The 20183-nt window shown below is 66.2% G+C and carries 20 protein-coding genes; all 20 read left to right on the top strand.

The window, feature by feature from the left end:
* Positions 1-178 precede the first annotated feature (178 nt).
* The 20 genes from AC5RVV_RS05995 (at position 179) to AC5RVV_RS05900 (ending at position 20059) form a co-directional block, all read left to right on the top strand.
* Positions 179-991: a sigma-70 family RNA polymerase sigma factor gene (locus AC5RVV_RS05995; protein WP_494001288.1), complete on the top strand. Its 813-nt coding sequence runs from the start codon at positions 179-181 to the stop codon at positions 989-991.
* A 148-nt stretch (positions 992-1139) separates the two neighbouring features.
* The gene (locus AC5RVV_RS05990) at positions 1140-2003 is read left to right on the top strand and encodes a flagellin N-terminal helical domain-containing protein (protein WP_494000462.1); all 864 of its coding nucleotides are present in this window, start codon (positions 1140-1142) and stop codon (positions 2001-2003) included.
* A 122-nt stretch (positions 2004-2125) separates the two neighbouring features.
* On the top strand, positions 2126-3472 hold the full coding sequence (fliD, locus tag AC5RVV_RS05985; protein ID WP_494000461.1) for a flagellar filament capping protein FliD: 1347 nt from the start codon (positions 2126-2128) through the stop codon (positions 3470-3472).
* Positions 3469-3915, top strand: coding sequence for a flagellar export chaperone FliS (fliS, locus tag AC5RVV_RS05980; protein ID WP_494000460.1), 447 nt, complete (start codon positions 3469-3471; stop codon positions 3913-3915). Before fliD ends, fliS begins: the two co-directional genes overlap by 4 nt.
* Positions 3878-4411: a hypothetical protein gene (locus AC5RVV_RS05975; protein ID WP_494000459.1), complete on the top strand. Its 534-nt coding sequence runs from the start codon at positions 3878-3880 to the stop codon at positions 4409-4411. The genes fliS and AC5RVV_RS05975 overlap by 38 nt, the downstream gene beginning before the upstream one ends.
* A gap of 125 nt (positions 4412-4536) precedes the next feature.
* Complete coding sequence (locus tag AC5RVV_RS05970; RefSeq protein WP_494000458.1) at positions 4537-4878, top strand: flagellar basal body rod protein FlgB; 342 nt, start codon at positions 4537-4539, stop codon at positions 4876-4878.
* Positions 4878-5270, top strand: a complete 393-nt coding sequence (locus AC5RVV_RS05965) for a flagellar basal body rod protein FlgC (protein ID WP_493979188.1) — start codon at positions 4878-4880, stop codon at positions 5268-5270. The genes AC5RVV_RS05970 and AC5RVV_RS05965 overlap by 1 nt, the downstream gene beginning before the upstream one ends.
* Complete coding sequence (gene fliE, locus AC5RVV_RS05960; RefSeq protein WP_494000457.1) at positions 5270-5575, top strand: flagellar hook-basal body complex protein FliE; 306 nt, start codon at positions 5270-5272, stop codon at positions 5573-5575. The genes AC5RVV_RS05965 and fliE overlap by 1 nt, the downstream gene beginning before the upstream one ends.
* Positions 5575-7209 carry a flagellar basal-body MS-ring/collar protein FliF gene (fliF, locus tag AC5RVV_RS05955; protein WP_494000456.1) on the top strand — a complete coding sequence of 545 codons (1635 nt, stop codon included), beginning with the start codon at positions 5575-5577 and terminating at the stop codon, positions 7207-7209. Before fliE ends, fliF begins: the two co-directional genes overlap by 1 nt.
* Complete coding sequence (gene fliG / locus AC5RVV_RS05950) at positions 7206-8225, top strand: flagellar motor switch protein FliG (RefSeq protein WP_493979185.1); 1020 nt, start codon at positions 7206-7208, stop codon at positions 8223-8225. The genes fliF and fliG overlap by 4 nt, the downstream gene beginning before the upstream one ends.
* On the top strand, positions 8215-8871 hold the full coding sequence (locus AC5RVV_RS05945; protein ID WP_494000455.1) for a FliH/SctL family protein: 657 nt from the start codon (positions 8215-8217) through the stop codon (positions 8869-8871). The genes fliG and AC5RVV_RS05945 overlap by 11 nt, the downstream gene beginning before the upstream one ends.
* On the top strand, positions 8868-10196 hold the full coding sequence (locus AC5RVV_RS05940; RefSeq protein WP_494000454.1) for a FliI/YscN family ATPase: 1329 nt from the start codon (positions 8868-8870) through the stop codon (positions 10194-10196). Before AC5RVV_RS05945 ends, AC5RVV_RS05940 begins: the two co-directional genes overlap by 4 nt.
* 2 nt (positions 10197-10198) lie before the next feature.
* Positions 10199-10621 (top strand): flagellar FliJ family protein, encoded by a 423-nt coding sequence (locus tag AC5RVV_RS05935; protein ID WP_494000453.1) that lies wholly within the window; start codon positions 10199-10201, stop codon positions 10619-10621.
* A 2-nt stretch (positions 10622-10623) separates the two neighbouring features.
* Positions 10624-11511, top strand: coding sequence for a C40 family peptidase (locus AC5RVV_RS05930; protein WP_494000452.1), 888 nt, complete (start codon positions 10624-10626; stop codon positions 11509-11511).
* Complete coding sequence (locus AC5RVV_RS05925) at positions 11508-13118, top strand: flagellar hook-length control protein FliK (protein ID WP_494000451.1); 1611 nt, start codon at positions 11508-11510, stop codon at positions 13116-13118. The genes AC5RVV_RS05930 and AC5RVV_RS05925 overlap by 4 nt, the downstream gene beginning before the upstream one ends.
* Before the next feature lie 13 nt (positions 13119-13131).
* Positions 13132-13713 (top strand): flagellar hook assembly protein FlgD, encoded by a 582-nt coding sequence (locus AC5RVV_RS05920; protein WP_494000450.1) that lies wholly within the window; start codon positions 13132-13134, stop codon positions 13711-13713.
* Positions 13714-13803: 90 nt separating this feature from the next.
* Complete coding sequence (locus AC5RVV_RS05915; RefSeq protein WP_494000449.1) at positions 13804-14976, top strand: flagellar hook protein FlgE; 1173 nt, start codon at positions 13804-13806, stop codon at positions 14974-14976.
* 970 nt (positions 14977-15946) lie between these two features.
* Positions 15947-17755, top strand: coding sequence for an HNH endonuclease signature motif containing protein (locus tag AC5RVV_RS05910; RefSeq protein WP_494000448.1), 1809 nt, complete (start codon positions 15947-15949; stop codon positions 17753-17755).
* Between the two features lie 229 nt (positions 17756-17984).
* Positions 17985-18854, top strand: a complete 870-nt coding sequence (locus tag AC5RVV_RS05905; RefSeq protein WP_494000447.1) for a hypothetical protein — start codon at positions 17985-17987, stop codon at positions 18852-18854.
* A gap of 431 nt (positions 18855-19285) precedes the next feature.
* Entirely contained in the window at positions 19286-20059 is a 774-nt protein-coding gene (locus tag AC5RVV_RS05900) for a rolling circle replication-associated protein (RefSeq protein WP_494000446.1), read from the top strand.
* The last annotated feature ends 124 nt before the right edge of the window (positions 20060-20183 follow it).

Below are 20183 nucleotides of genomic sequence, written 5' to 3'. Positions count from 1 at the left end.
AAATGAACAAGAAGTAACGGCATGGCTACATTCCTATCTATCGGCAGCACCACCCCCTTGCGTTAGGAGCATTTGATGGTAGGTTTCACCAAGAGATGAATCGTTCTTCCGGGGCCGCACCCCTCGGTAGCTGGGATGGTTCGTCCACGTATTTCTGGGCACGGAGGGGGACATGTCAGTGAATCGCGCTGACCGCAATGCACTGGTGGTTGAAAACCTCCCGCTCGTCGGATATCTGGTCTCCGAAGTGTGTGCCAAAGCCACCCACCTCTCCCGCGACGACCTCGCCTCTGCCGGCTCGGTAGCCCTCATCACCGCCGCCGACGCCTTTAATCCGGATCTCGGCGTTCCATTCGGCGCCTTTGCCCGCCGCCGCATTATCGGCGCCTTTGCCGACGAGATGCGGGCCATCGACTGGGCTCCGCGCTCCGTTCGCAAGCGCATCAAGCAGACGCTGTCCGTCCGCGAAACCCTGACTGCCGAACTCGGCCGCTACCCGAGCGTTGACGAGCTTGCCGCCGCGCTCGGGGTGGACCGCGAGACCGCAGAGGCCGCCATGGATGATGCCTCCCGCACCGTCTCCGCCCTGGATGACACCACGGCCGAATTCCTGGTCTCCGAGACGGCGTCGCCCGAAGGCTCGCTCCTCACCGAGGAGCGGCTCGCCTTCCTGAAGGCCGCCGTGCACCACCTTCCCGCGAAGATGCGCTACATCGTGGAGCAAATCTACTTCGAGGACCGCACCGTCAAGGAAATTGCCGAAGAGCTCGGCGCTACCCACTCGGCCGTCTCCCAGCAGCGCTCCGAGGCCATCCGCCTCCTCCGGGACGGCCTGCACACGCACTATTCCGACGACGACGACGCCAGCCATGTGCCCGAGTCACGGATCGCTCCGTCCCGCCGGAAGGCATACCTGACTGCGCTGGCCGACCAGACCATCGGCGGGATTACACGCTTCGCCGCCACGCAGCCACGGGCCGCGGTTTCTTGACCTATTCGCAGCAGCCCGCCCCGGCGGCCCGCACCGCGAAAAATTTTTTGCACTTCTCCTAACGGATCCTCGTAATCCTCCGATAGCTACAAGTGCCAGCCCATGGACGGGCCGGTGAATTTGTACCATCTCATGGAGGAGTTTCATCATGGCTTTCGCCATTAACACCAACGTTGCGGCCCTGAACTCGTACCGCAACCTGTCGAACACCCAGAACGACATTTCCAAGTCCCTGGAGAAGCTGTCCACCGGCCTGCGCATCAACCGCGCTGCCGATGACGCAGCCGGCCTGTCCATCTCCGAGGGCCTGCGCTCGCAGGTCAACGGCCTGAACGTTGCCGCCCGCAACGCCCAGGACGGCATCTCGGTTATCCAGACCGCTGAAGGTGCACTCACCGAGGTCCACTCCATCCTGCAGCGCATGCGTGACCTGTCCGTCCAGGCTGGTAACGATTCGAATAACGAAGAATCCCGTCTCGCGATTAAGGCTGAGGTCGATGGCTTGGCTTCGGAGCTGAACCGTATCTCTGCTAACACGCAGTTCAACGGAATCAACCTGATGGACGGTTCTGAGAAGTCCTTCCAGGTCGGTGCCAACGGCAATGCAACCGGGGATGATTCGAACACCATCAAGGTCACCCTTACGGACTTGGCAACAGCTCTTACGGGTGTGGTGAGCGTGGCCGCTGGTGGCGGTGACCTCAAAGCAGACATTGCGGTTGATACCGCAGCAAATGCGGCCTTGGCTATCGAAGCCATCGACAAGGCCATTTCGAATGTTTCGACTTCTCGTTCCGAGCTTGGCGCCCGGCAGAACCGTTTCGAGTCGGCTATCAAGAGCATCAACATCTCTGCTGAGAACCTGTCGGCATCCGAGTCTCGTATTCGTGACACCGACATGGCTTCGGAGATGGCTAAGTTCACCAAGAACCAGATCATGTCCCAGGCCGGCACTGCGATGCTGGCTCAGGCCAACCAGATCAACCAGGGTGTGCTGCAGCTCCTCGGCTAAATCCGGGTAGCTAACGGCTGAATGCGGCCCGGCAGCGAGGCGAACGAATTGGACCTCACACTCTTCGCTGCCGGGCGTCAGCATTCCTTCTAGTAAACAGACTTCTTTCAGGAGGAACTGGCGTGGCGTTTTCGATTGGCGGCATGGTTAGCGGCTTGGACACCGCCACCATGATCAACCAGCTGATGCAGTTGGAAGCGCGTCCGCAGTCTCTTCTAAAAAACAAGGTCTCCAGCACCCAGACGCTGGTCAGCGCTCTTCAGGCGCTCAACACGCGCATCGCCGATCTCGGAAAAACTGCCACCGAGACGAGCAAAGCGAACGCACTCAGCATCTACTCCGGCACGAGCAGTTCCGACAAAGTTTCTGTGACCGCTGCTGAGGGGGCAGCCTCGGGTGCCATTGACTCGGAAGTCGTGGAGTTGGCGAAGGGGCAAGTTTCTGTCTCAGCGCTCCTCAGCGACTGGCCTGAGTCCGCAACTGTCCTCACGATCGCGCTCAAGGATGGCATGATCAGCGTGCCCACCGAGGGCAAGACGTGGGATCAGATTGTCCGAGAGATCAACGAATCCGGACAAGGCGTCACGGCGACCAAAGTCTCAGTCGGCGATCCAGCAAACCCGGAATTTCGTTTGCAATTGGCCGCGGAAGAAACCGGCGTTGACAATGCCTTCACCGTCACATCCGACGCGGCGTCCTTCAACTTCGTAGACGTCGCTCCTGCCAAGGACGCCAAGCTGAAGCTTTGGGCGGGAACCGCCGTCGAACAAATCATCTCGTCGTCCTCCAACACATTCGCTGACCTCCTGCCAGGCGTCAGCGTCACCATCGGTGCTGACGCGGTTCCTGGCGAGAAATCGAGCATCACGGTAGCTCGCGACGACGAAGCCGTCACTGCCAAATCCAAGGCACTGGTTGACGGCTTGAAGGATTTGTTCGCCTTCATCTCCAAGAACTCATCCGTGAACGTCTCCACGTCCACCGGGTCAACGACGACCAAGGGCGGGATCTTCACCGGGGACAGCAGCGTCCGCGATATTCAGCAGCGCATGATGACCGCTGCAACGAGCCCGATCGACGGACGGTCGCCGTCGGAAATAGGCATCAGCATCACCAAGGACGGCTCGATTGAGTTTGACGCCGAGAAGTTCGGCAAGGCGATGACGCAAGACTCTGCGTGGGTCGAGAAGGTGGTCCAGACGATTGCCGGTCGCGTGGCTACTGCTGCAACGGATGCCTCGGACAAGTACGACGGCGCCATCACCAAGCGAATCCAAGGCCAGGAATCCCTGGTCCGCAGCATGAATGATCAAGTTGCCGAGTGGGATACCCGGTTGGCGATGCGCCGCTCCACACTCGAACGTACGTGGGCGCAACTTGAAGTAACGCTGAACGGCCTGCAGTCGCAGGGGGACTGGCTCAACTCGCAGCTGGCCACCCTGCCCTCATGGGGGAGCACGAAGAAATGACACTGACATACGGGCCGGGCTTCGGAGCCCAGGCCAAGCGCAACCAGTTCCAGCGTGACGCGATCATGTCCGCCACGCCCGCCCGGCTGCTGACCATGTTGTATGACCGGCTGCTCTTGGACCTGAACCGGGCGGAGACCGCGCAGCAGAACCAGCACTGGTCGGTGGCGTCAGAGAATCTGATCCATGCGCAGGCCATCGTGTCCGAACTCATGTCCTCGCTAAAGACGGACGTGTGGGACGGGGGAGAGGGCCTGAAAGCGCTCTACACCTACACGCTGACCGCGATGATGAATGCGAACATCCATCGCGATGCTGCCCGGACCCGCGAATGCATTGAACTGATGGAGCCGCTGCGCGAGGCCTGGCACGAGGCCGCCGGGCAGCTCCCGGCACAGCCTTCCCGTGGCGTCGGCCTCGGCGGCGAACTCGGTATCGCCTGACATGCCGGAGGGCGAAGTTTCCGCGCTGGAGCGCTGGACGTCGGTGCTGGACGAACTCGAACTGGCTCTTGCCGAGGCGGCCGAGACCCGTGGCCAAGGTGGCAGGCTCACCGAAACAGCCGAGACCGTTGGCCATGGCAGTGGATTAAACGAACCGGCCGAGACCGGGGGCCATGCCCCCGGGCTCACCGGAACTGCCGGGACCGAAGGCCAGAGCAGCGCGCCCGCCGAAGTTGCTCTCCCCGGGGACAAGACTTTGGAAGCGGCAGTGAGCAGCCCGCGCACCGCCGTCGCGCGGTGGAAGGCCCCGCAGGGGCTGGGGCCGATTCCGGACGAGCTGGTGGAGCGGGCGACAGAGCTCGCCGCCGCGCAGCAGGCAGTGATCCAGGAATTGCGCGCCGAGATGCGGCAAAACCGGCAGGAATCCGCGCTTCTGGATGCCGTTCCCACCCCTGGTACTTCTGGTCGTTCCGTCTACCTCGACGTAAACGGTTAACCAATCTCAAGATTCACCTAACGCGCTCCCGTCTTCTGCCGATAACTGGATAGTGAGCACGGATCGCTCACAGAACAGGCCATGGATCGGCCGCCCACATGCCAGTAGTAAGACGGGTCTTTGCTGTGTTCGAATCTGTGACGGGGGCTGCCATGCAGAGCGCCCTGGACGGCCTCGCCATGCGCCAGCGCGCCATCGCCAACAACATCGCGAACGTGAACACCCCCGGCTACCATGCGCAGCGCGTCCAGTTCGAGGATGCACTCGCAAAATCGGTGGCCCACGGGAACGGCAGCGCCAGTGCCACGATGGAACGCTCGCTGGAGCCCACCCGGCTCGACGGCAGCAACGTCAACCTGGACACCGAGACGCTCTCCAACATTGAAACAGTGCTGCGCTACCAGTTTGCAGCCCGTGCCGCCGAGAGTCCTTTCAGCGGCGTCCGCACGGCGATGAGGACCAACTGATGACTTTCGACGCCATTGGAATCGCCGGGACCGGCCTGACCGTCCACCGCAAGTGGCTGGACGCCGTCTCCGATAACCTCGCCAACGCGAACAACGCCACCAGCACCGACGGCGCGGCCTTCCAGGCGCGCTACGTGATCGCCCAGGAAGGCCAGGGCGTCTCCGGCGTCTACGTGGCCGGTGCCGAATTCGGCGAGGCCGAGGGCCGCATGGTCCACGAGCCCGACCACCCGCTGGCGGACGAGGACGGCTACGTCCGCTACCCGGACATCGACCTGTCCCAGCAGATGGGCAACCTGATCCTGGCCCAGCGCGGCTACCAGGCCAACGCGGCCGTGGTGGACCGGGCGAAGACGACCTACGAGGCCGCCCTCCAGATTGGACGCAACTGATGCCGCTCTCTTCCATTCCGCCGATTCAGGGCGTGACCGGCACCGGTTACCTGCCGGCCGCCGAGGCTCCGCAGGCCACCAACGGCGTCGGCTTTGCCACCTCCCTGACCGGTGCCATCGACAACCTGCAGCAACTGCAGTCCACGTCCAATGAACTGGCCATCCAGGCCGTTACCGGCGACCTGAACGACATTCACAACGCGACCCTGGCCTCCACCCGCGCCGCCGTGACGCTGGAACTCGTGGCAGCCGTCCGGAACAAGGGCGTTGACGCCTTCAACGAGATCATGAGGATGCAGGCCTGATGCCCGGCAAGGTCTCCTCCTGGTTCTCCCGGCTGGGCAAAACGGTCAGCGAGTTCACCGTCGCCCAGCGCACCATCGCGATCATCGGCATCGCCGTCGTCGTGCTCGGCATTGCCGCCCTGACGACGTGGGCATCCAAGCCCTCCTACACCCCGCTGTTCTCCGGTCTGGCCGCGGCCGACGCGAACACCATCGTGGAGCAGCTGCGCACCGACGGCGTGCCGTACGAGTTGACCAACGGCGGCGGGACCATCCTGGTGCCGGAAGACAAGGTCTACGACCAGCGGCTCAAGGCAGCGGCGGCCGGCCTGCCGAGCTCGTCCACCGGCGGCTACTCGCTGCTCGACGACATGGGCGTGACGTCCTCGGAGTTCCAACAGTCGGTCACCTACAAGCGGGCCTTGGAAGGCGAGCTGGCCTCCACCATCGAGGCGCTCGACGGCGTCAAGACCGCCTCCGTGCGGCTGGCCATCCCGGAGGAGACGGTCTTCGTCTCCGAGAAGGGCGAGGCCACCGCCTCCGTGTTTGTGGACACCGAAAAGACCACCCTGTCCGCCGACCACGTCCAGGCCATCGTTCACCTGACCTCCGCCTCGATCGACGGCATGAAGCCGGAAAACGTCGCCGTCATCGACGCCGCCGGCACCGTGCTCTCCGCCGTGGGCGTGGGCGCTACCGGCTCCGCGGACAAGCAGGCCTCCGACTACGAGGAGCGGGTGCGCGCCTCGGTGCAGAGCATGCTGGACCGCGTGGTCGGGCCCGGCAATTCCTCCGTGGTGGTTGCCGCGGACATGAACTACGAGTCCGCCGAGCGTGTGGAAGAGACCTTCACGACGCCGGACGGCGCGCCGGCCCTGAACGAGTCCGCGCAGACCGAAGAGTACGAGGGGACCGGCGGGGGAGCGGCCGGCGTGCTGGGCCCGGACAACATCGCCGTACCGGGCAACACCGGCGGCGACGGAACCTTCACCTCCGAGTCCGAGACCAAGAACAACGCGCTGAACAAGGTGACCGAGACCCGCGCCATCCCGGCCGGGGCAATCAACCGCCAGACGGTGTCCGTGGCCTTGGACGCCGACGCCGCCGGGGCCCTGAACGTGGCCAACATCGAGGGCCTGGTGACCACCGCCGCCGGCATCAACGCCGACCGCGGGGACGAGGTCACGGTCGAACTTGTGCCGTTCAACACCGCCGGCGCGCAGGAGGCCGCCGAGGCGCTCGCCGCCGCGCAGGCCGCCGAGGAAGCCGCGCGCCAGGCCGAACTGATCCGCACCGCCATCATCACCGCCGGCATCATCCTGCTGGTGATCATCGCCCTGCTGATTTACGCCCGCTGGTCCCGCCGGCAGAACCGGGAGCCGGTGGACCTGGGCGAGCTGCAGGATTTCCAGCCCGAGATCGAGGCGCCGCAGGAGCTGCAGCTTCCCGCGAAGCCCATCATCGTGCCGGAGCCGATCCCCGTGGTCACCGGCCCGAACACCACCGCGCTGGAGCTCGCCGGCCCCCCGGAGCTGTCCGACGAGCAGAAGGAAATGAATCGCAAGCGGGCGGAGATCGACGCCCTGGCCGCCCAGGAACCGGACAAGACCGCCGACTTCCTGCGCTCCCTGATGGATGACAAGCAGAACGCATGAGCGAGTTACTGACTACGTTGACCGGCACCCAGAAGGTGGCGGTGGTGCTGATGCAGATGGAACAGGCCCGGGCCGCCGAGGTCATGAAGCGCTTCAGCGAGGCCGAGGCGGAGCTGATCACGGCCGAACTCGTGAGCATGGGCCGGGTGGACCCCGAGACTGCCGAGGAGGCGTTCAAAGAATTCCACGACATGACGGTCAAGGGCCGGCGCCGGCCCCGCGGCGGCAGGGAGTTCGCGGCCGGGCTGCTGGCCGCCTCCTTCGGCGCGGAAAAGGCCGCCGGCGTGCTCGACCGACTGGCCACCTCCATGGCCGGGAAACCGTTCGAGTTCCTGGATGACGCCGACCCCACCCAGCTGATCACGCTGCTGAACGGCGAGATCCCGCAGACCATCGCGCTGGTGCTCGCGCACGTGCGCCCGGAGTTGGCGTCCACGGTGATCGCCGGGCTGGAGGATTCGGTGCGGCCGGAGGTGGCGCAGTGCATCGCCACCATGGGCACCGCCACCCCCGAAGCCGTGTCGATCGTGGCGGACACGCTCAAGGTGAGGGCGGGCGCCGTCGTGCCCCGCCAGCAGGTGGAAGTAGTGGGTGGCGTCGGGCCGCTGGTGGACATCATTAACCGCGCCGACGTCGCCACCGAACGCGCGCTCCTGGAGGCGCTGGAGGAACGCGATCCGGAGCTGGCGGAGGAAGTCCGCTCCCGGATGCTCACCTTCGAAGACATCACCAAGCTCGAACCGCGCGACGTGCAGCAGGTACTGCGCGGCATCGAGATCGCGGTGCTCGCGGTGGCCATGAAGGGCGCCAGCGAACCGGTCACCGAGCTGATCCGCAAGAACGTCTCCGAGCGCAACCGCGACATCCTCGACGACGAGATCAAGGCCACCGGACCGCTGCGCATGTCGCAGATCGAAGAGGCCCGCGCGGACATCGTCCGCTCGATCCGCGAGCTCGAGGCCAGCGGCATCATCACCGTCCAGCGCGCTGCGGAGGAGGACGAATATGTCTACTGACGCCGCGTTCTCCAGGATGAGCTTCCCCGAGCTGAACACCGGGACCGGGGCCTTCGCCAAGCTGCGCTACACCGAACTGCGCAGCGACGACTCGCAGGACAAGGCGCTCGAACAGGCCAGGGTCCGCGGCCACGCCGCCGGCTACACCGCCGGCATGCGCGAAGGCGCCGAGCTGATGCGCGAACGCCAGCTCGCGATGGAGCAGGACCACGCCGCCGCGATGGCGGACGCCCGCGCCCGCCTGCAGCACGCCGTGGCAGCGCTCGGCGCGGCCACCCGTGCGCTGGAGGAGCGGACCGCGCCGGTACTTGCCGCCGCGCAGGACACCCTGGCCGCCGCGGCCATGGAACTGGCCGAAGCCATCCTGGGCCACGAATTGTCCGACGGCGCGGCCTCCGCCCGTTCGGCCCTCACCCGGGCACTGGCCGGGGTGGATGCCTCGCGCGTGCACACCGTGCGGATGAATCCGGCGGACCTGACCATGCTGGCGCCGGAGACGCGGCAGCAGGCCGGTGTGAGCTTCAGCCCCGATTCGTCGCTCGCGCCCGGGGACGCCGTCACCGAATTCGCCGACGGCTTTCTGGACGCGCGGATCGGCGCCGCGCTGGCCCGTGCCAAGGCCGCGCTGCTGGAGGCCCGGCAGTGACCGCGGTCGCCTGGCGCCCCCGCGCCGACCGGTTCGCCGGCGCGCTGGCGGCGGCCCGGCCCCCGCGCTACGGGATGGTGTCCTCGGTGGTGGGCCTCGGCGTCGAGATCATTGGCCTGGATTGCGCCATCGGCGACCTGGTGCTCATTGGCGACGGCCAGGGCGTGGAGGCCGAGGTCGTGGCCACCGGCCGGGACAGCATCCGTTGCATGCCGCTGGGCCGGCTCACCGGGATCAATACCGGCACCCCGGCCAAGGCCAAGGGGGCGCCGGTGCTGGTGCCCACCGGCAACGGGCTGTTCGGCCGGGTGCTGGACGGGATGGGGCGGCCGATCGACGGCAAGGGGCCGCTGGTCTTCGACTCGCTGGTCCCGCTGGACAACGACACCCCGTCCGCCATGCACCGCGCACGGATCGAGACGCCGCTGCAGCTGGGCGTGCGCGTGCTGGACACGCTCACCACCGTGGGCAAGGGCCAGCGCATGGGCCTGTTCGCCGGCTCCGGCGTGGGCAAGTCCTCGCTGCTGTCCATGATCGCCCGCGGCACCGACGCCGAGGTTTCCGTGATCGCGCTGGTCGGGGAGCGCGGGCGTGAAGTCCGCGAGTTCCTCGAAGACGACCTCGGCGAGGCCGGCCTGGCCCGGTCCATCGTGGTGGTCTCCACCTCCGACGAACCGGCCTTGATGCGGCTGCGCGCCGCCTTCACCGCCACCCGGATTGCCGAATCGTTCCGCGACCGCGGGGCGGACGTGATGCTGATGATGGACTCGCTGACCCGCGTGGCCATGGCCCAGCGCGAGATCGGCCTCTCCGTCGGCGAGCCGCCGGCCACCCGCGGGTATCCGCCGTCGACCTTCTCCCTGCTGGCCCGGCTGCTGGAACGCGCCGGCACCGCCGAAACCGGATCGGTGACGGGGATGTACACGGTGCTCGTGGACGGCGACGACCACAACGAACCGATCGCCGACTCGGCCCGCTCTATCCTGGACGGGCACGTGGTGCTGGACCGCAAGCTGGCCGTTTCCGGGCACTACCCGTCAGTGGATCCGCTCGGCTCGATCTCCCGCGTGGCATCCAAGGTCAACAGCCCGGAGAACTCCCGCGCCGCGGGCGCCCTGCGCAAGGTGCTGGCGGCCCGCAAGGCCGCGCAGGACCTGCTGGACGTGGGCGCCTACCAGCCCGGTTCCAACCCGCTGGTGGACGCGGCCGTCCAGCACGAAGACGACATCAACCTGTTCCTGCAGCAGCGGATGGATGACCAGACGCCGGCCGCGCAGTCGTGGGAGCAACTGCACCGCCTGGCCCGCACCCTTGGAGGTATGTAGAGATGGCACGATCCTTCCCCCTGGCCGGGCTGCTGCGGCTGCGCCAGCTTCAGCAGGACCAGGCCGCCGGCAACCTCGCCGCCGCGAACCACCGCGCCCGCGAGTCCGGCGCCCGGGTGGTGGCTGCCCGCGACGAGTTGGGCGAGATCATCAGCGAAGTCTCCGATGCGGCCACGCTGCACGCGGTGGCCGCGGCCCGCTCCGCCTCGCGCAGCATGCTGGCCGACCTGGAAAACCTGGACCTGGCCCGGCGGAACGAGGCGCAGCAGGCCCAGCAGGAGTTCCTCGCCGTGCGCAAGCAGTCCGTGGGCCTGGAGAAGCTCGAGACGCGACACCTCGCGGCCGAGGCGTTCGAAGAGCTGCGGCGCGAACAGCTGGTGCTGGACGAACTGTCCACCGGCGCCCGGGGCGGCGACGGACGATGAGCATGACCGACACCCTCGGGCGGATCCAGCAGATCCAGTCCACACTGACCCAGCTCGCCCAGCCCGCCCCCGCCGCGGAAGCCGCGGCCAGGGCCACCGCGGCCGGCAGCACCGGCGGCGCCACGGCAAGCGCGTTTGCCGACGCGCTGACGGCAGCAGCCCAGGCCCCCGCAGGCGCCGCTTCCGGGCCCGGCGCCGCGAACGGGACCGGTGCCGCGACCGGGACCGCCGCCGAGCTGATTAAGGCCACGGAGAAGTACGTGGGCCTGCCCTACGTCTGGGGCGGCAACGACGCGTCCGTCGGCCTCGACTGCTCGTCCTTCGTGCAGCATGCTTTCCGCGACATTGGCATCGACCTGCCGCGCGTCACCTGGGACCAGATGAAGGAAGGCACGCCGGTGGCTTCCATGGCCGACGCCAAGCCCGGCGACCTGCTCTTCAGTTTTGACGGCGGCCACGTGTCCATCTACCTGGGCAACGGCAAGGCCATCGACGCCCCGCAACCCGGCGACACGATTAAGGTCCGGGACGCCTGGGAGAACGACTCCAACCTCACCACCATCCGCCGCATCCTGCCCGAGGAGTCCTCGGTCCAGGCAGCAGGCGCCGGTTCCGGCGTGGCTGCCGGCGCCGCCGGATTGAGCGCGGACCAGCAGAGCGCGCTGACCGAACTGATCGGCGCAGCCCAGCTCTCTACGTCCACTGGGCTGAGCTCCATGCTCACCGGGCAGAACGGCACGGCCGGCGCGATCACCGCCATGCTCTCCGGCCAGACCGGAAACACTGGACTGGCCTCGATCAACGGCGGTCAGGGCTCCGGCGGCGCCGGACAGCTGACCGACCTGCTGGCCGCCGCGCAGGCGGCCATGGCGAGGGGACGAACCGCATGAGCCTGCCCGTGAACTCCCTGCCCGTCGCCCCGGCGTCCTCCGCCCGTGCCGGCGCGCCGGCTGCCGCGCGCTCCTCGTCTCCCGGCTTCGACGCCGCCATGCAGGATGCGCTGAGGCACGGTTCCGCTGCTTCCGCCAAGCGTTCCAAGCACGACGGCGGTGCCTCCGCCGGGGGCGGTGCCGAGGCTGCCGCCGGTGCCGCGGGTGCCGCCGAGTCCGGAACTGCCCGGGCCGAAGCCGGTCGCGGTGCTGCATCGCAGCCAGGCGCCGGCACCACCGGTTCTGTCACAGGTCCGGCCCGCAGTACCGCAGCCACTGATCCAGTGCCCTGGCCGCTCCTTGCCGGGCAAGGCCTCACCGCCGGCGAAACGACGATCGCGGTCACGCAGGTCAGCGAAGAGGGTGGCGACGCGGCTCAGCCCGCGGTGCCAGCCGATGCTGCCGCTGGACGTGAGCAGTCGGCCGGCGGGGGCGCTTCCAATGGCCTCGGTGTAGCGGGTGCAGCCGGTGCATTTATCGGTACCGGTCGCTGGCCTGTCTCTGCCCACGGCACCGCAGGCGGCGCCGGAGCATCCGTTGTCGCCAGCCCGGTTAGCCACGCTGCTTCCCACGCCGCAGCAGCAGCAACCCTGGCTGGTGCCCCGTCCGCCGCTGGCCATGTTGACGGCGAGGGCGTCGCCGGGCAAGGCGCAGGAAGTCCGGCTGTCACCTTGGCACGTGCTGCCGCAACAGACACCGGTGCACCCGGGCCGGCCGCTGGAGCAGCGACAGCCGCCGCGACAACCCCCGCGGCCGGAACCGGCGTGGAGCCGGTGGCCGGGACAGGCGACGCAGCCCGGAGCCAGCCCGCCGACCCTGTCGCGCAACCGGCTCCCACCCAGCCCGCAGCCCAGGCGACCATTCCTACGCAGCAGACCACCGGCGTCGTGCTTCCCGGACAACCCGCCCCGGGCACTCCGGCTCACGGCGGAGCCGCGACTGGTGTGGCCGCAACGGCAGCGACCGCCACAGCCGCGGCCGCAGCTGTGCGCGGCGAGAGCGAACAGCTGCAGCCGGGCCTCCAGGTGCCGGTCGCCGCGCAGCCGGTCCCGGTGTCCCAGCCGGCGGCTGCCGCTCCCGCCACGGCGCCCGCTCCCGTCCCGCCGCACCAGCAGCTGCCGTTCACCGCGCAGGTGGCCCGCCCGCTCTTCACCCTCGCGCAGGCCAAGCCCGGCGAGCACGTGATGACCATCAGCGTCACCCCTGACAACCTGGGCCCGGTTACCGTCCGAGCCCACGTGACGGGGGAGGGCGTCCGCGTGGAGCTCTTCGCGCCGAATGACGCGGGCCGCGACGCCTTGCGCGCCGTCATGGCCGACCTGAAGCGCGATCTTGCGGCCACCGGCCTGAACGCCAACCTTGACCTGTCCAACCAGAACCGCCCGAACGATGCGCGCCCCGGCATGCAGTTCGGCCCCGACGGCCGGCCCTCCGGCGGCCCCCAGGGGCAGGAAGGCCGCCCCGGCGCGGCCACCCGAACCGCCGCCGACCCGGCCCCGGACACCACCGACCCATCCGCCCTGAGACGCCCCTACGGGATATCGACCAGCCTCGACGTGCTGGCCTGAGACAAGGAGAACCATGCCCACCGACTCAGTCGCGCCCGTTGGCACAGTCGCCCCGACGTATACCGCCCCGCCCGTGCGCGCACCGAAGCAGTCCATGGACGGCGAGATGTTCATGCACCTGCTGGTCACCCAGCTGCAGAACCAGGACCCCAGCTCGCCGATGGACACCAACCAGATGATCTCGCAGTCCACGCAGCTGGCCATGATGGAAAGCATCGCGACCATGACCACCACCAGCGAGGAGAACTTCTCCCTGCAGATGCGTGGCGTAGCCGCGTCGCTGGTGGGCCGCGAGGTCAGCTACTACGGCGCGGACGGTTCGCTCGTCACGGGAACCGCCACTTCGGTGTCCTATGCCGGGCCGGTCCCGCAGGTGATCGTTGACGGCCGGGAAATCCCGCTGGATCTGGTCGCCGGGATCACCGCGGCCGGCGCCCCGGGGGAGTCGGGTACTGGTGAAGCCACCAACGACGCCGGCGCCTCCGGCTTGGGTGCCAACGACGCCGGTGCTGCCTCGGGTGCCAGCGGCACCGATGCGCCGGGCACCGACTCCGTGGCCAGCGCCGCCGGTACCACCGGGGGTGCCGCCGCCTGAGATGTTTCCCCCTAAGCCGGCTTATGCCGCCACCAAATTTTCCCAATCACTGAATTACCCGTCCGTTCCACCCTCCGAAAGGCGCTGATCATGCTCCGCTCGCTCTACTCCGGAATCTCCGGACTCCGCTCCCACCAGACCATGCTTGATGTCACCGGCAACAACATCGCCAACGTCAACACCACCGGCTTCAAGGCCTCCTCCGTCCAGTTCCAGGACACCCTGTCCCAGATGACGCAGGGCGCAGGCGGCCCGCAGGCCCAGGCCGGCGGCACCAATCCCGCACAGGTGGGCCTCGGCGTGCAGGTGGCCGGCATCTCCACCAACTTCACCCAGGGCTCCTCGCAGGCCACGGGCAAGGCCACCGACATGATGATCTCCGGCGACGGATTCTTCGTCACCACCAAGGGCGGCGAGCAGCTCTACACCCGCGCCGGCGCCTTCGAACTCGATTCCATGGGGCGCCTCGTCTCCCCGGACGGTGCAATCCTGCAGGGCTGGATGGCAGATGCCGACGGAAACATGCCCGTTGGCGGCCCCATTGGCGCAATCGATCTTTCCCCCGACGCCATTTCCAAGGCCCGTGCCACTTCCGAGGCAGTGCTCGCAGGGAACCTTCCGTCTGACGCGAAGCAAGCAGATGCCCTCGTCCGCGATGTTGAGGTCTTTAAGGCGGACGGCACCAAGGCCAGCCTCTCCCTGACGTTCACTCGGACACCAGACGGCTGGGATGTCTCCAAGACCGGCAGCGGGACTGTCGGTGCATCGCTTGCGCTCAACGGGAACGGCGTCCTGACGCCTAGCGGCCCCATGGCGGTTGACGGCATCAACGTTAATCTGACGAGTCTCAGCGGTTACGCAGGCATGACTACCGTTGGATTCGACAGTCAGAACGGTCGTGCGGCCGGAACCCTTGAATCCTTCACCATGAGCCCGGATGGCACACTCATGGGATCCTTTAGTAACGGGGACCAGGCTGTCGTCGGCCGCGTTGCACTGGCCAACTTCACCAACCCGGCAGGCCTTGAAAAGGCTGGCTCTTCGTCGTACCGCGTCACGGCCAACTCCGGCCAGGTGGAACTTGGAACCGCCGGCACCGGTGGCCTCGGTACACTCTCCGGCGGCTCGCTGGAAATGTCGAACGTTGACCTGTCGCAGGAATTCACCAACCTGATCGTCGCGCAGCGCGGCTTCCAGGCCAACGCCCGCATCATCACCACCTCCGACGAGGTGCTGCAGGAACTGACTAACCTGAAGCGCTAAAATTTCGGAACTTTTACCCTGTTTCCTAGCAGACATAGGAAAATAGCCCCGGTCCGATACGTTCGGACCGAGGCTATCTCCTATTTGTGTGACCTGCATTACACTCGTTCCAATACCGGGGAGGCAGGTTCATGTCTAGTACACGCATCTAATACGGCGGCGGGTGGGACCCGATCGTCGTCGAGCAGGAGCTCGGCGTGCCCCGCTGGACATCCCGCCCGTCCTCTCGCCGGTGCTCACCGTGGGCGGACTGTAGTGGGGGCTGCTGCGGCTCCGCTAGTGGTTGGGGCCGTGGTCTCCGCGGGCACCGAGCATAGGAGCTGCGGACTCTTGTTCAAGTGCAGTCAGCCCAAGCGAATCGAGGCAGGGCATGCGTAAGAGGCAGCATATCGCTGTATATATGTCCATGGCGATCTTTGCACTGTTGGCGGCGCTATTCGCCGCGCTCGTTTTGGATTCGAGTCAAGCAGTTCCTAAAGCAGCTATCCTTCTGTGCGCTGTTGTATTGCTCGCGACTGCAGTTTGGGGATACGTAATGAATGTTCAACGAAGGTGACGCTTCAGACGTGCATCGCCGTTGCCCAAACCCCTACCTCTTCAAGCAAGAGAGATTGCAGACCATTTCTTCGTCACCCCTAAGACCACGTACCGCCCTTACCGGATTCCGCCGCGCTGCCGAAAGCCGCGCCCGGTCCCGGTAACCTTCACACGTGAGCAATCCGACGGTCACAGGGATGACCCACCGGTTGCGGTCCGCCTTCCCGGAGCTGCGAAATGATTACCACCGAAGTGCAGCTGCGCGACGGTTCGCGGGCAGCTGCACGGCCGCCTGCACCGTTCGCAGGCGGCCGCTATTTCTTTGCCGCGAAATCAAACCTCTGTTCACCAGTTGCTTCAGTTGCGTGGCACTACTCCTACACACTGGGCCCTTTTGATGGCTATCGAATGTGTGTACGAATAAAATTGTGGTATGGCTCTTGCACCGTTGGACCGCACCGGGGAGATGGAAGCACCCCTGGGCCAGGCGTGTGTCCTGCTGCAGGATGTCGCCGACCGCTTCCCCGTTGAGTTGTCGTCCCTGTGCACCCGGGACCTGGCCAACACGGTGGCGGCGGTCGAGGGCGTGTCGAAGCTCGTGGAGTTCCTGCAGGCGGTCGGCGCCCACGCGGTGGAGCGGGCGGACATCGCCGCCAACGGGGAACACGCGGCGGCAGGACTCGGAGCCAGCGCCGCCGCCGGCGCAGACGCCGGAGTGGAGCGGGCGGATATCGCCGCCATCGGGGAAAACACCGCGGAGCCCGGTGCCGCCGCGTCGGGCATCGCGGGGGCGGGGGAGTGGGCGGACCCGGCCGCGGCGATCAGCACCGGGAGCGCGACCACCGCGGCCCCGGAGGAGTCCGGGGCGCAGCAGGTGCGGCGCCGCCGCAAGACGGAGTTCGCCAACACGGCGGAGTATCTGCGCTCCCGGCTGGGAATCGGGATTGTCGAGGCGCGGCGCCGGCTACGGGTCGGCAAGGCGATCACCGCGCCGGTCCGGCTGGACGGGGAACCGGGTGCGCCGGCGCTGCCGGTCTTGGCCGAGGCCATGGCCGGCGGGCAGGTCAGCGGCCAGGCCGCGGCCCTGGTGGTCGATTCCCTGGACCGGGCCCGCCACGCCGGTAGCCCGCAGGCGTTGCAGGCGATGGAAGCGTCACTGGTCCGGCAGGCCGCGGACGCCGACGCGGACACCCTGGTGATGGTGGCCAGGACGTGGGAAACGGCGGTCGACCAGGACGGTGCCGAACCGTCCCAGGAGGAACTGCGGGCCCGGCAGGGCATGTTCTACCGCGGCCGGCGCCGCGGGCTGCACCAGTTCGTCATCAACACCACCGACGCCCAGTACGAAGCCCTCGCCACCGTGATGAACAGCGCCGCGAACCCAAGGATCCGCCCCGACGCCATCGAAACCGCCGCCACAGCCCCTGCCGCCACCCACCCTGCCGCCAACAGCCCGTCCGACGCGGGACCGGCCGGTTCTGGGGAGTCCCGCACCGAAGGTGGCGGAACCACGGTCGCCGGCACGGCCAACGGCGGCGGTAACCATGATGGAACTGGAACTGGAACTGGAACTGGAACTGGAACTGGAACTGGAACTGGAACTGGAACTGGAACCGGCACCGGTACCACGGAAGCGGGCAGGGGCGGAGTCGGTGCCGTTGATGCGGGTGGGACGGACGGGGCCGCTGCGGAGGGCAGCGCGGCTGCCGGAGCCGGTCGCCCCGGCAGGGATGATTTCGCCGGCGTGGATCCGGCCGTGGTGGAGGCGATGGATGGCGCCACCCGGGCGCAGAAGCTGCTCGCGGGACTGGTCGGGGCGTGCCGGATCGCGCTGAACACCGGCAGGCTTCCGGACTCGGGCGGGCACCGCACCCAGGTGATCGTCACCACCGGATACGACCAGCTGGCCGGACTGCTCTCCGGCGGCGGTAGCGCGGTCTTCAACGGCCCGGTCTCGGCCACCACGGTCCGCCGGATGGCCTGCGACGCCGAAATCATTCCGGCCGTCCTGGGATCCGAGGGCGAAATCCTGGACCTGGGCCGGTCCCAACGGTTCTTCAACCGCGCCATCCGCCGGGCCCTGGTCGCCCGGGACAAGGGCTGCGCCTTCCCCGGGTGCAGCATGCCCGCGTTCTGGACCGAAGCCCACCACATCATCCCGTGGTGGGCCGGCGGCCGCACCGACGTCAACAACGGGACAACTTGTAAATATGACCCCTTGTGCGCAGTCGCAGCAAGGTAGCCTTCCCGACTTGTGTCACCCGACGCAGTAAGGTCGTGAAGCCCGGATGGCTCGTCAAATGGACCGAGGTTATACGGGGTGCAGGACGGGCGGGCCATGCACCTACAGCGGAAGCGAGGAGGTCGGGGTGTTCGATACGCAGCACGTCCTACTAAACGGTTAACTACAAATAGATGCCTGAGGCACAATAGTGGTCGGAGATCATCGGATTGCGGAAGGCACGGGCTACGTGAGCACATCATCAGCAAGGCGTTCAAAGGGGTCAATTCAATCCTCGCCGTGGCATGGGAGTCCTGACGACCTGGCAAGATTGGTCGCCCTGTTTATCTCCCTCCAGCAAGACGCTCTGGCGAAGGTTGTCACCGAACAAGCCCAAAGCCGCGCCTCTGAAGTGCGGGAATTCGAAGAGCGGATGGAGGAGGCTGCTGAGTTTTTTAAAGAAGACCTTAAACCCCATACGAAGGAATACCTTGGGCACCTGTTGAAGAAAACCAATATTGATTACGTCAAGATCAGTGATCAATTGGCCTTGAAGGCTATGGTTCCCGCAATGACGGTTATGTACAAAGAGTTCAACACGAAGGACACCGGAGAACCTAATGCCGTCCTCGATAGGCTCAATGTCAGGCAAGTTCGCGAAGTGGAGATGGAGTACGGGCGTGTCTTCGACTCAACGGGAGACGGTATCAAAATCTCTATGAATCGGGGCGGCGCGGAAGCTGTCGTGGTCGGCGATGAAATGTTCGTAAATGGTGCAATCAACCGGCTCAAGGAGATTTTCCGCCAACAACGACCGGCAAATTGGTGGATGCGAAGCCCAGGGTTTTTAATTCCTCTTCTAGCAGCGACTACGCTCGGTTTTATCTACTCGCTGATGCAAGTGATACGGCCTGAGTCTGTGGAAGCTACGTGGTGGCTGAGCGTGCTTATGCCCGCAGTTTTCTACGCACAATGGTTTGGTATCCGGTGGCTGATACCGGCCTTCGAATTAGTTCTTCCCAACAAGAAGTCCAGATCGCAGGTAGCCGTCGGTGTGTTAGTTGGATGGGTGATGTCGTTGGCGGCAAGCATTGTGTACGGAGCCTTGTCCGCTGGGTAAGGCGAGGTGCGGCGAAGCCGCAGCTTTACTTGAAATAGCAACATAACTCGGAAGCAAGTGAACAAACGCACCCAAGCCAGCCACAATGGACGTGGCAAGTAACGCAGCGCCCGCAGGACGCTCTGCGTCCGAGGACGAACGGTTACGCGGCAGCTAGTGACAGCCGTGTAATTCGTGTGGCAGGATAGGCGCTAGCAGTAACCGGCAGAACCAACTCAGGGCCGGATAGATACTTAATATGCAGGGTGGCCGTCCTGAGGGCCGAGCGACGTGGTAGGCCCGCGTTCCCGATAATGCTCACGGTTAAAACAGAGAGGGCCCATCCGGAGCGAGACCGGATGCTGAAGCCCCTGTCTTAGCCGAATCTTTCTTCTTCTGCTTTTTGGCGGACTTCAGCGATTCCTTGTCGGTTTCGTTCTCCTGGGGTCCCAATGTCTACTTCTGCTGTCGGCTCTTCACATGGCCGGCTCACCGCTGCCGGATGGTTCTTCTCGCTCTACCCGGACGCAGGCGAGGGCGGCGGCTGTTTCCGCTCCTCGAACAAGCCCAACCGTGCGTTCGTCGCCAAAGGCTCAGCCGCAGATCCGGAGCGCGCTGCTGCCGAAGCCGCTCGGCGCGCTGGGTCCAAACTGCGCCGTTACTGCGCAGCGAATCGGCTCAACCGTCTGGGGACGCTGACTTACGCCGGGACCGGCTGTCATGACTCCCAGGAACTGCGGTCTCACCTAGGCGCTTTTTTCCGCGACCTTAGGTCGGGGCTTGGTGGCTCTCCCTTGCCTTACGCGTGGGTTCCTGAGTGGCATAAGACCGACCACGGGCTGCACGCGCATTTCGCGGTCGGTAGGTACATTCACCGCCGTCTGATCAAAGAGGCCTGGGGCCGCGGGCATGTCCACATCAAGCTGCTGGGCGACTTGCCGGTCGGGTCGGGGGCGCTAACCGAGGCGCGCAAGGCAGCCGGGTATCTGTCGAAGTACGTCTCGAAGAGCTTCACGGAACCGGGGTTGCAGGTGTTCGGACTTCACCGCTACGACGTGGCCCAGGGCTTTCAGCCGGTCAAACTATCTCTCAGCGGCCACTCTCCCAGCGATGTTCTGGAGCAGGCCTCGGACTATCTGAACGGGCCTCCGGTGACCCAGTGGTCGTCGGCCTCTGTGGAGGACTGGGCCGGTGCTCCTGCAATTTGGGCGCAGTGGGGTGCATGATGCTGGATCAGTGTGTGCTTGGTGCGTGGCTGGAGGCCAGTTGCGCCGCCCAAGGGGTTCCGGTCCGTGTGACCGATCCCGGTGTTCTCGCCCGGATTGGCGTGCTCATGGGCGGCGGCGCGCC

This window comes from Arthrobacter sp. MDT2-34-1 (genome assembly GCF_059091365.1).
The sequence above is the reverse complement of the archived record's forward strand: the minus strand, read 5'-3'. Positions and strand labels throughout refer to the sequence as shown.

Excerpts from the sequence above, each read along its gene's own strand:
- AC5RVV_RS05990 (WP_494000462.1), top strand. The coding sequence starts at position 1,140 with ATGGCTTTCGCCATTAACACCAACGTTGCGGCCCTGAACTCGTACCGC.
- fliS (WP_494000460.1), top strand. The coding sequence starts at position 3,469 with ATGACACTGACATACGGGCCGGGCTTCGGAGCCCAGGCCAAGCGCAAC.
- AC5RVV_RS05965 (WP_493979188.1), top strand. The coding sequence starts at position 4,878 with ATGACTTTCGACGCCATTGGAATCGCCGGGACCGGCCTGACCGTCCAC.
- fliE (WP_494000457.1), top strand. The coding sequence starts at position 5,270 with ATGCCGCTCTCTTCCATTCCGCCGATTCAGGGCGTGACCGGCACCGGT.
- fliF (WP_494000456.1), top strand. The coding sequence starts at position 5,575 with ATGCCCGGCAAGGTCTCCTCCTGGTTCTCCCGGCTGGGCAAAACGGTC.
- fliG (WP_493979185.1), top strand. The coding sequence starts at position 7,206 with ATGAGCGAGTTACTGACTACGTTGACCGGCACCCAGAAGGTGGCGGTG.
- AC5RVV_RS05945 (WP_494000455.1), top strand. The coding sequence starts at position 8,215 with ATGTCTACTGACGCCGCGTTCTCCAGGATGAGCTTCCCCGAGCTGAAC.
- AC5RVV_RS05935 (WP_494000453.1), top strand. The coding sequence starts at position 10,199 with ATGGCACGATCCTTCCCCCTGGCCGGGCTGCTGCGGCTGCGCCAGCTT.
- AC5RVV_RS05930 (WP_494000452.1), top strand. The coding sequence starts at position 10,624 with ATGACCGACACCCTCGGGCGGATCCAGCAGATCCAGTCCACACTGACC.
- AC5RVV_RS05925 (WP_494000451.1), top strand. The coding sequence starts at position 11,508 with ATGAGCCTGCCCGTGAACTCCCTGCCCGTCGCCCCGGCGTCCTCCGCC.
- AC5RVV_RS05920 (WP_494000450.1), top strand. The coding sequence starts at position 13,132 with ATGCCCACCGACTCAGTCGCGCCCGTTGGCACAGTCGCCCCGACGTAT.
- AC5RVV_RS05915 (WP_494000449.1), top strand. The coding sequence starts at position 13,804 with ATGCTCCGCTCGCTCTACTCCGGAATCTCCGGACTCCGCTCCCACCAG.
- AC5RVV_RS05910 (WP_494000448.1), top strand. The coding sequence starts at position 15,947 with ATGGCTCTTGCACCGTTGGACCGCACCGGGGAGATGGAAGCACCCCTG.
- AC5RVV_RS05900 (WP_494000446.1), top strand. The coding sequence starts at position 19,286 with ATGTCTACTTCTGCTGTCGGCTCTTCACATGGCCGGCTCACCGCTGCC.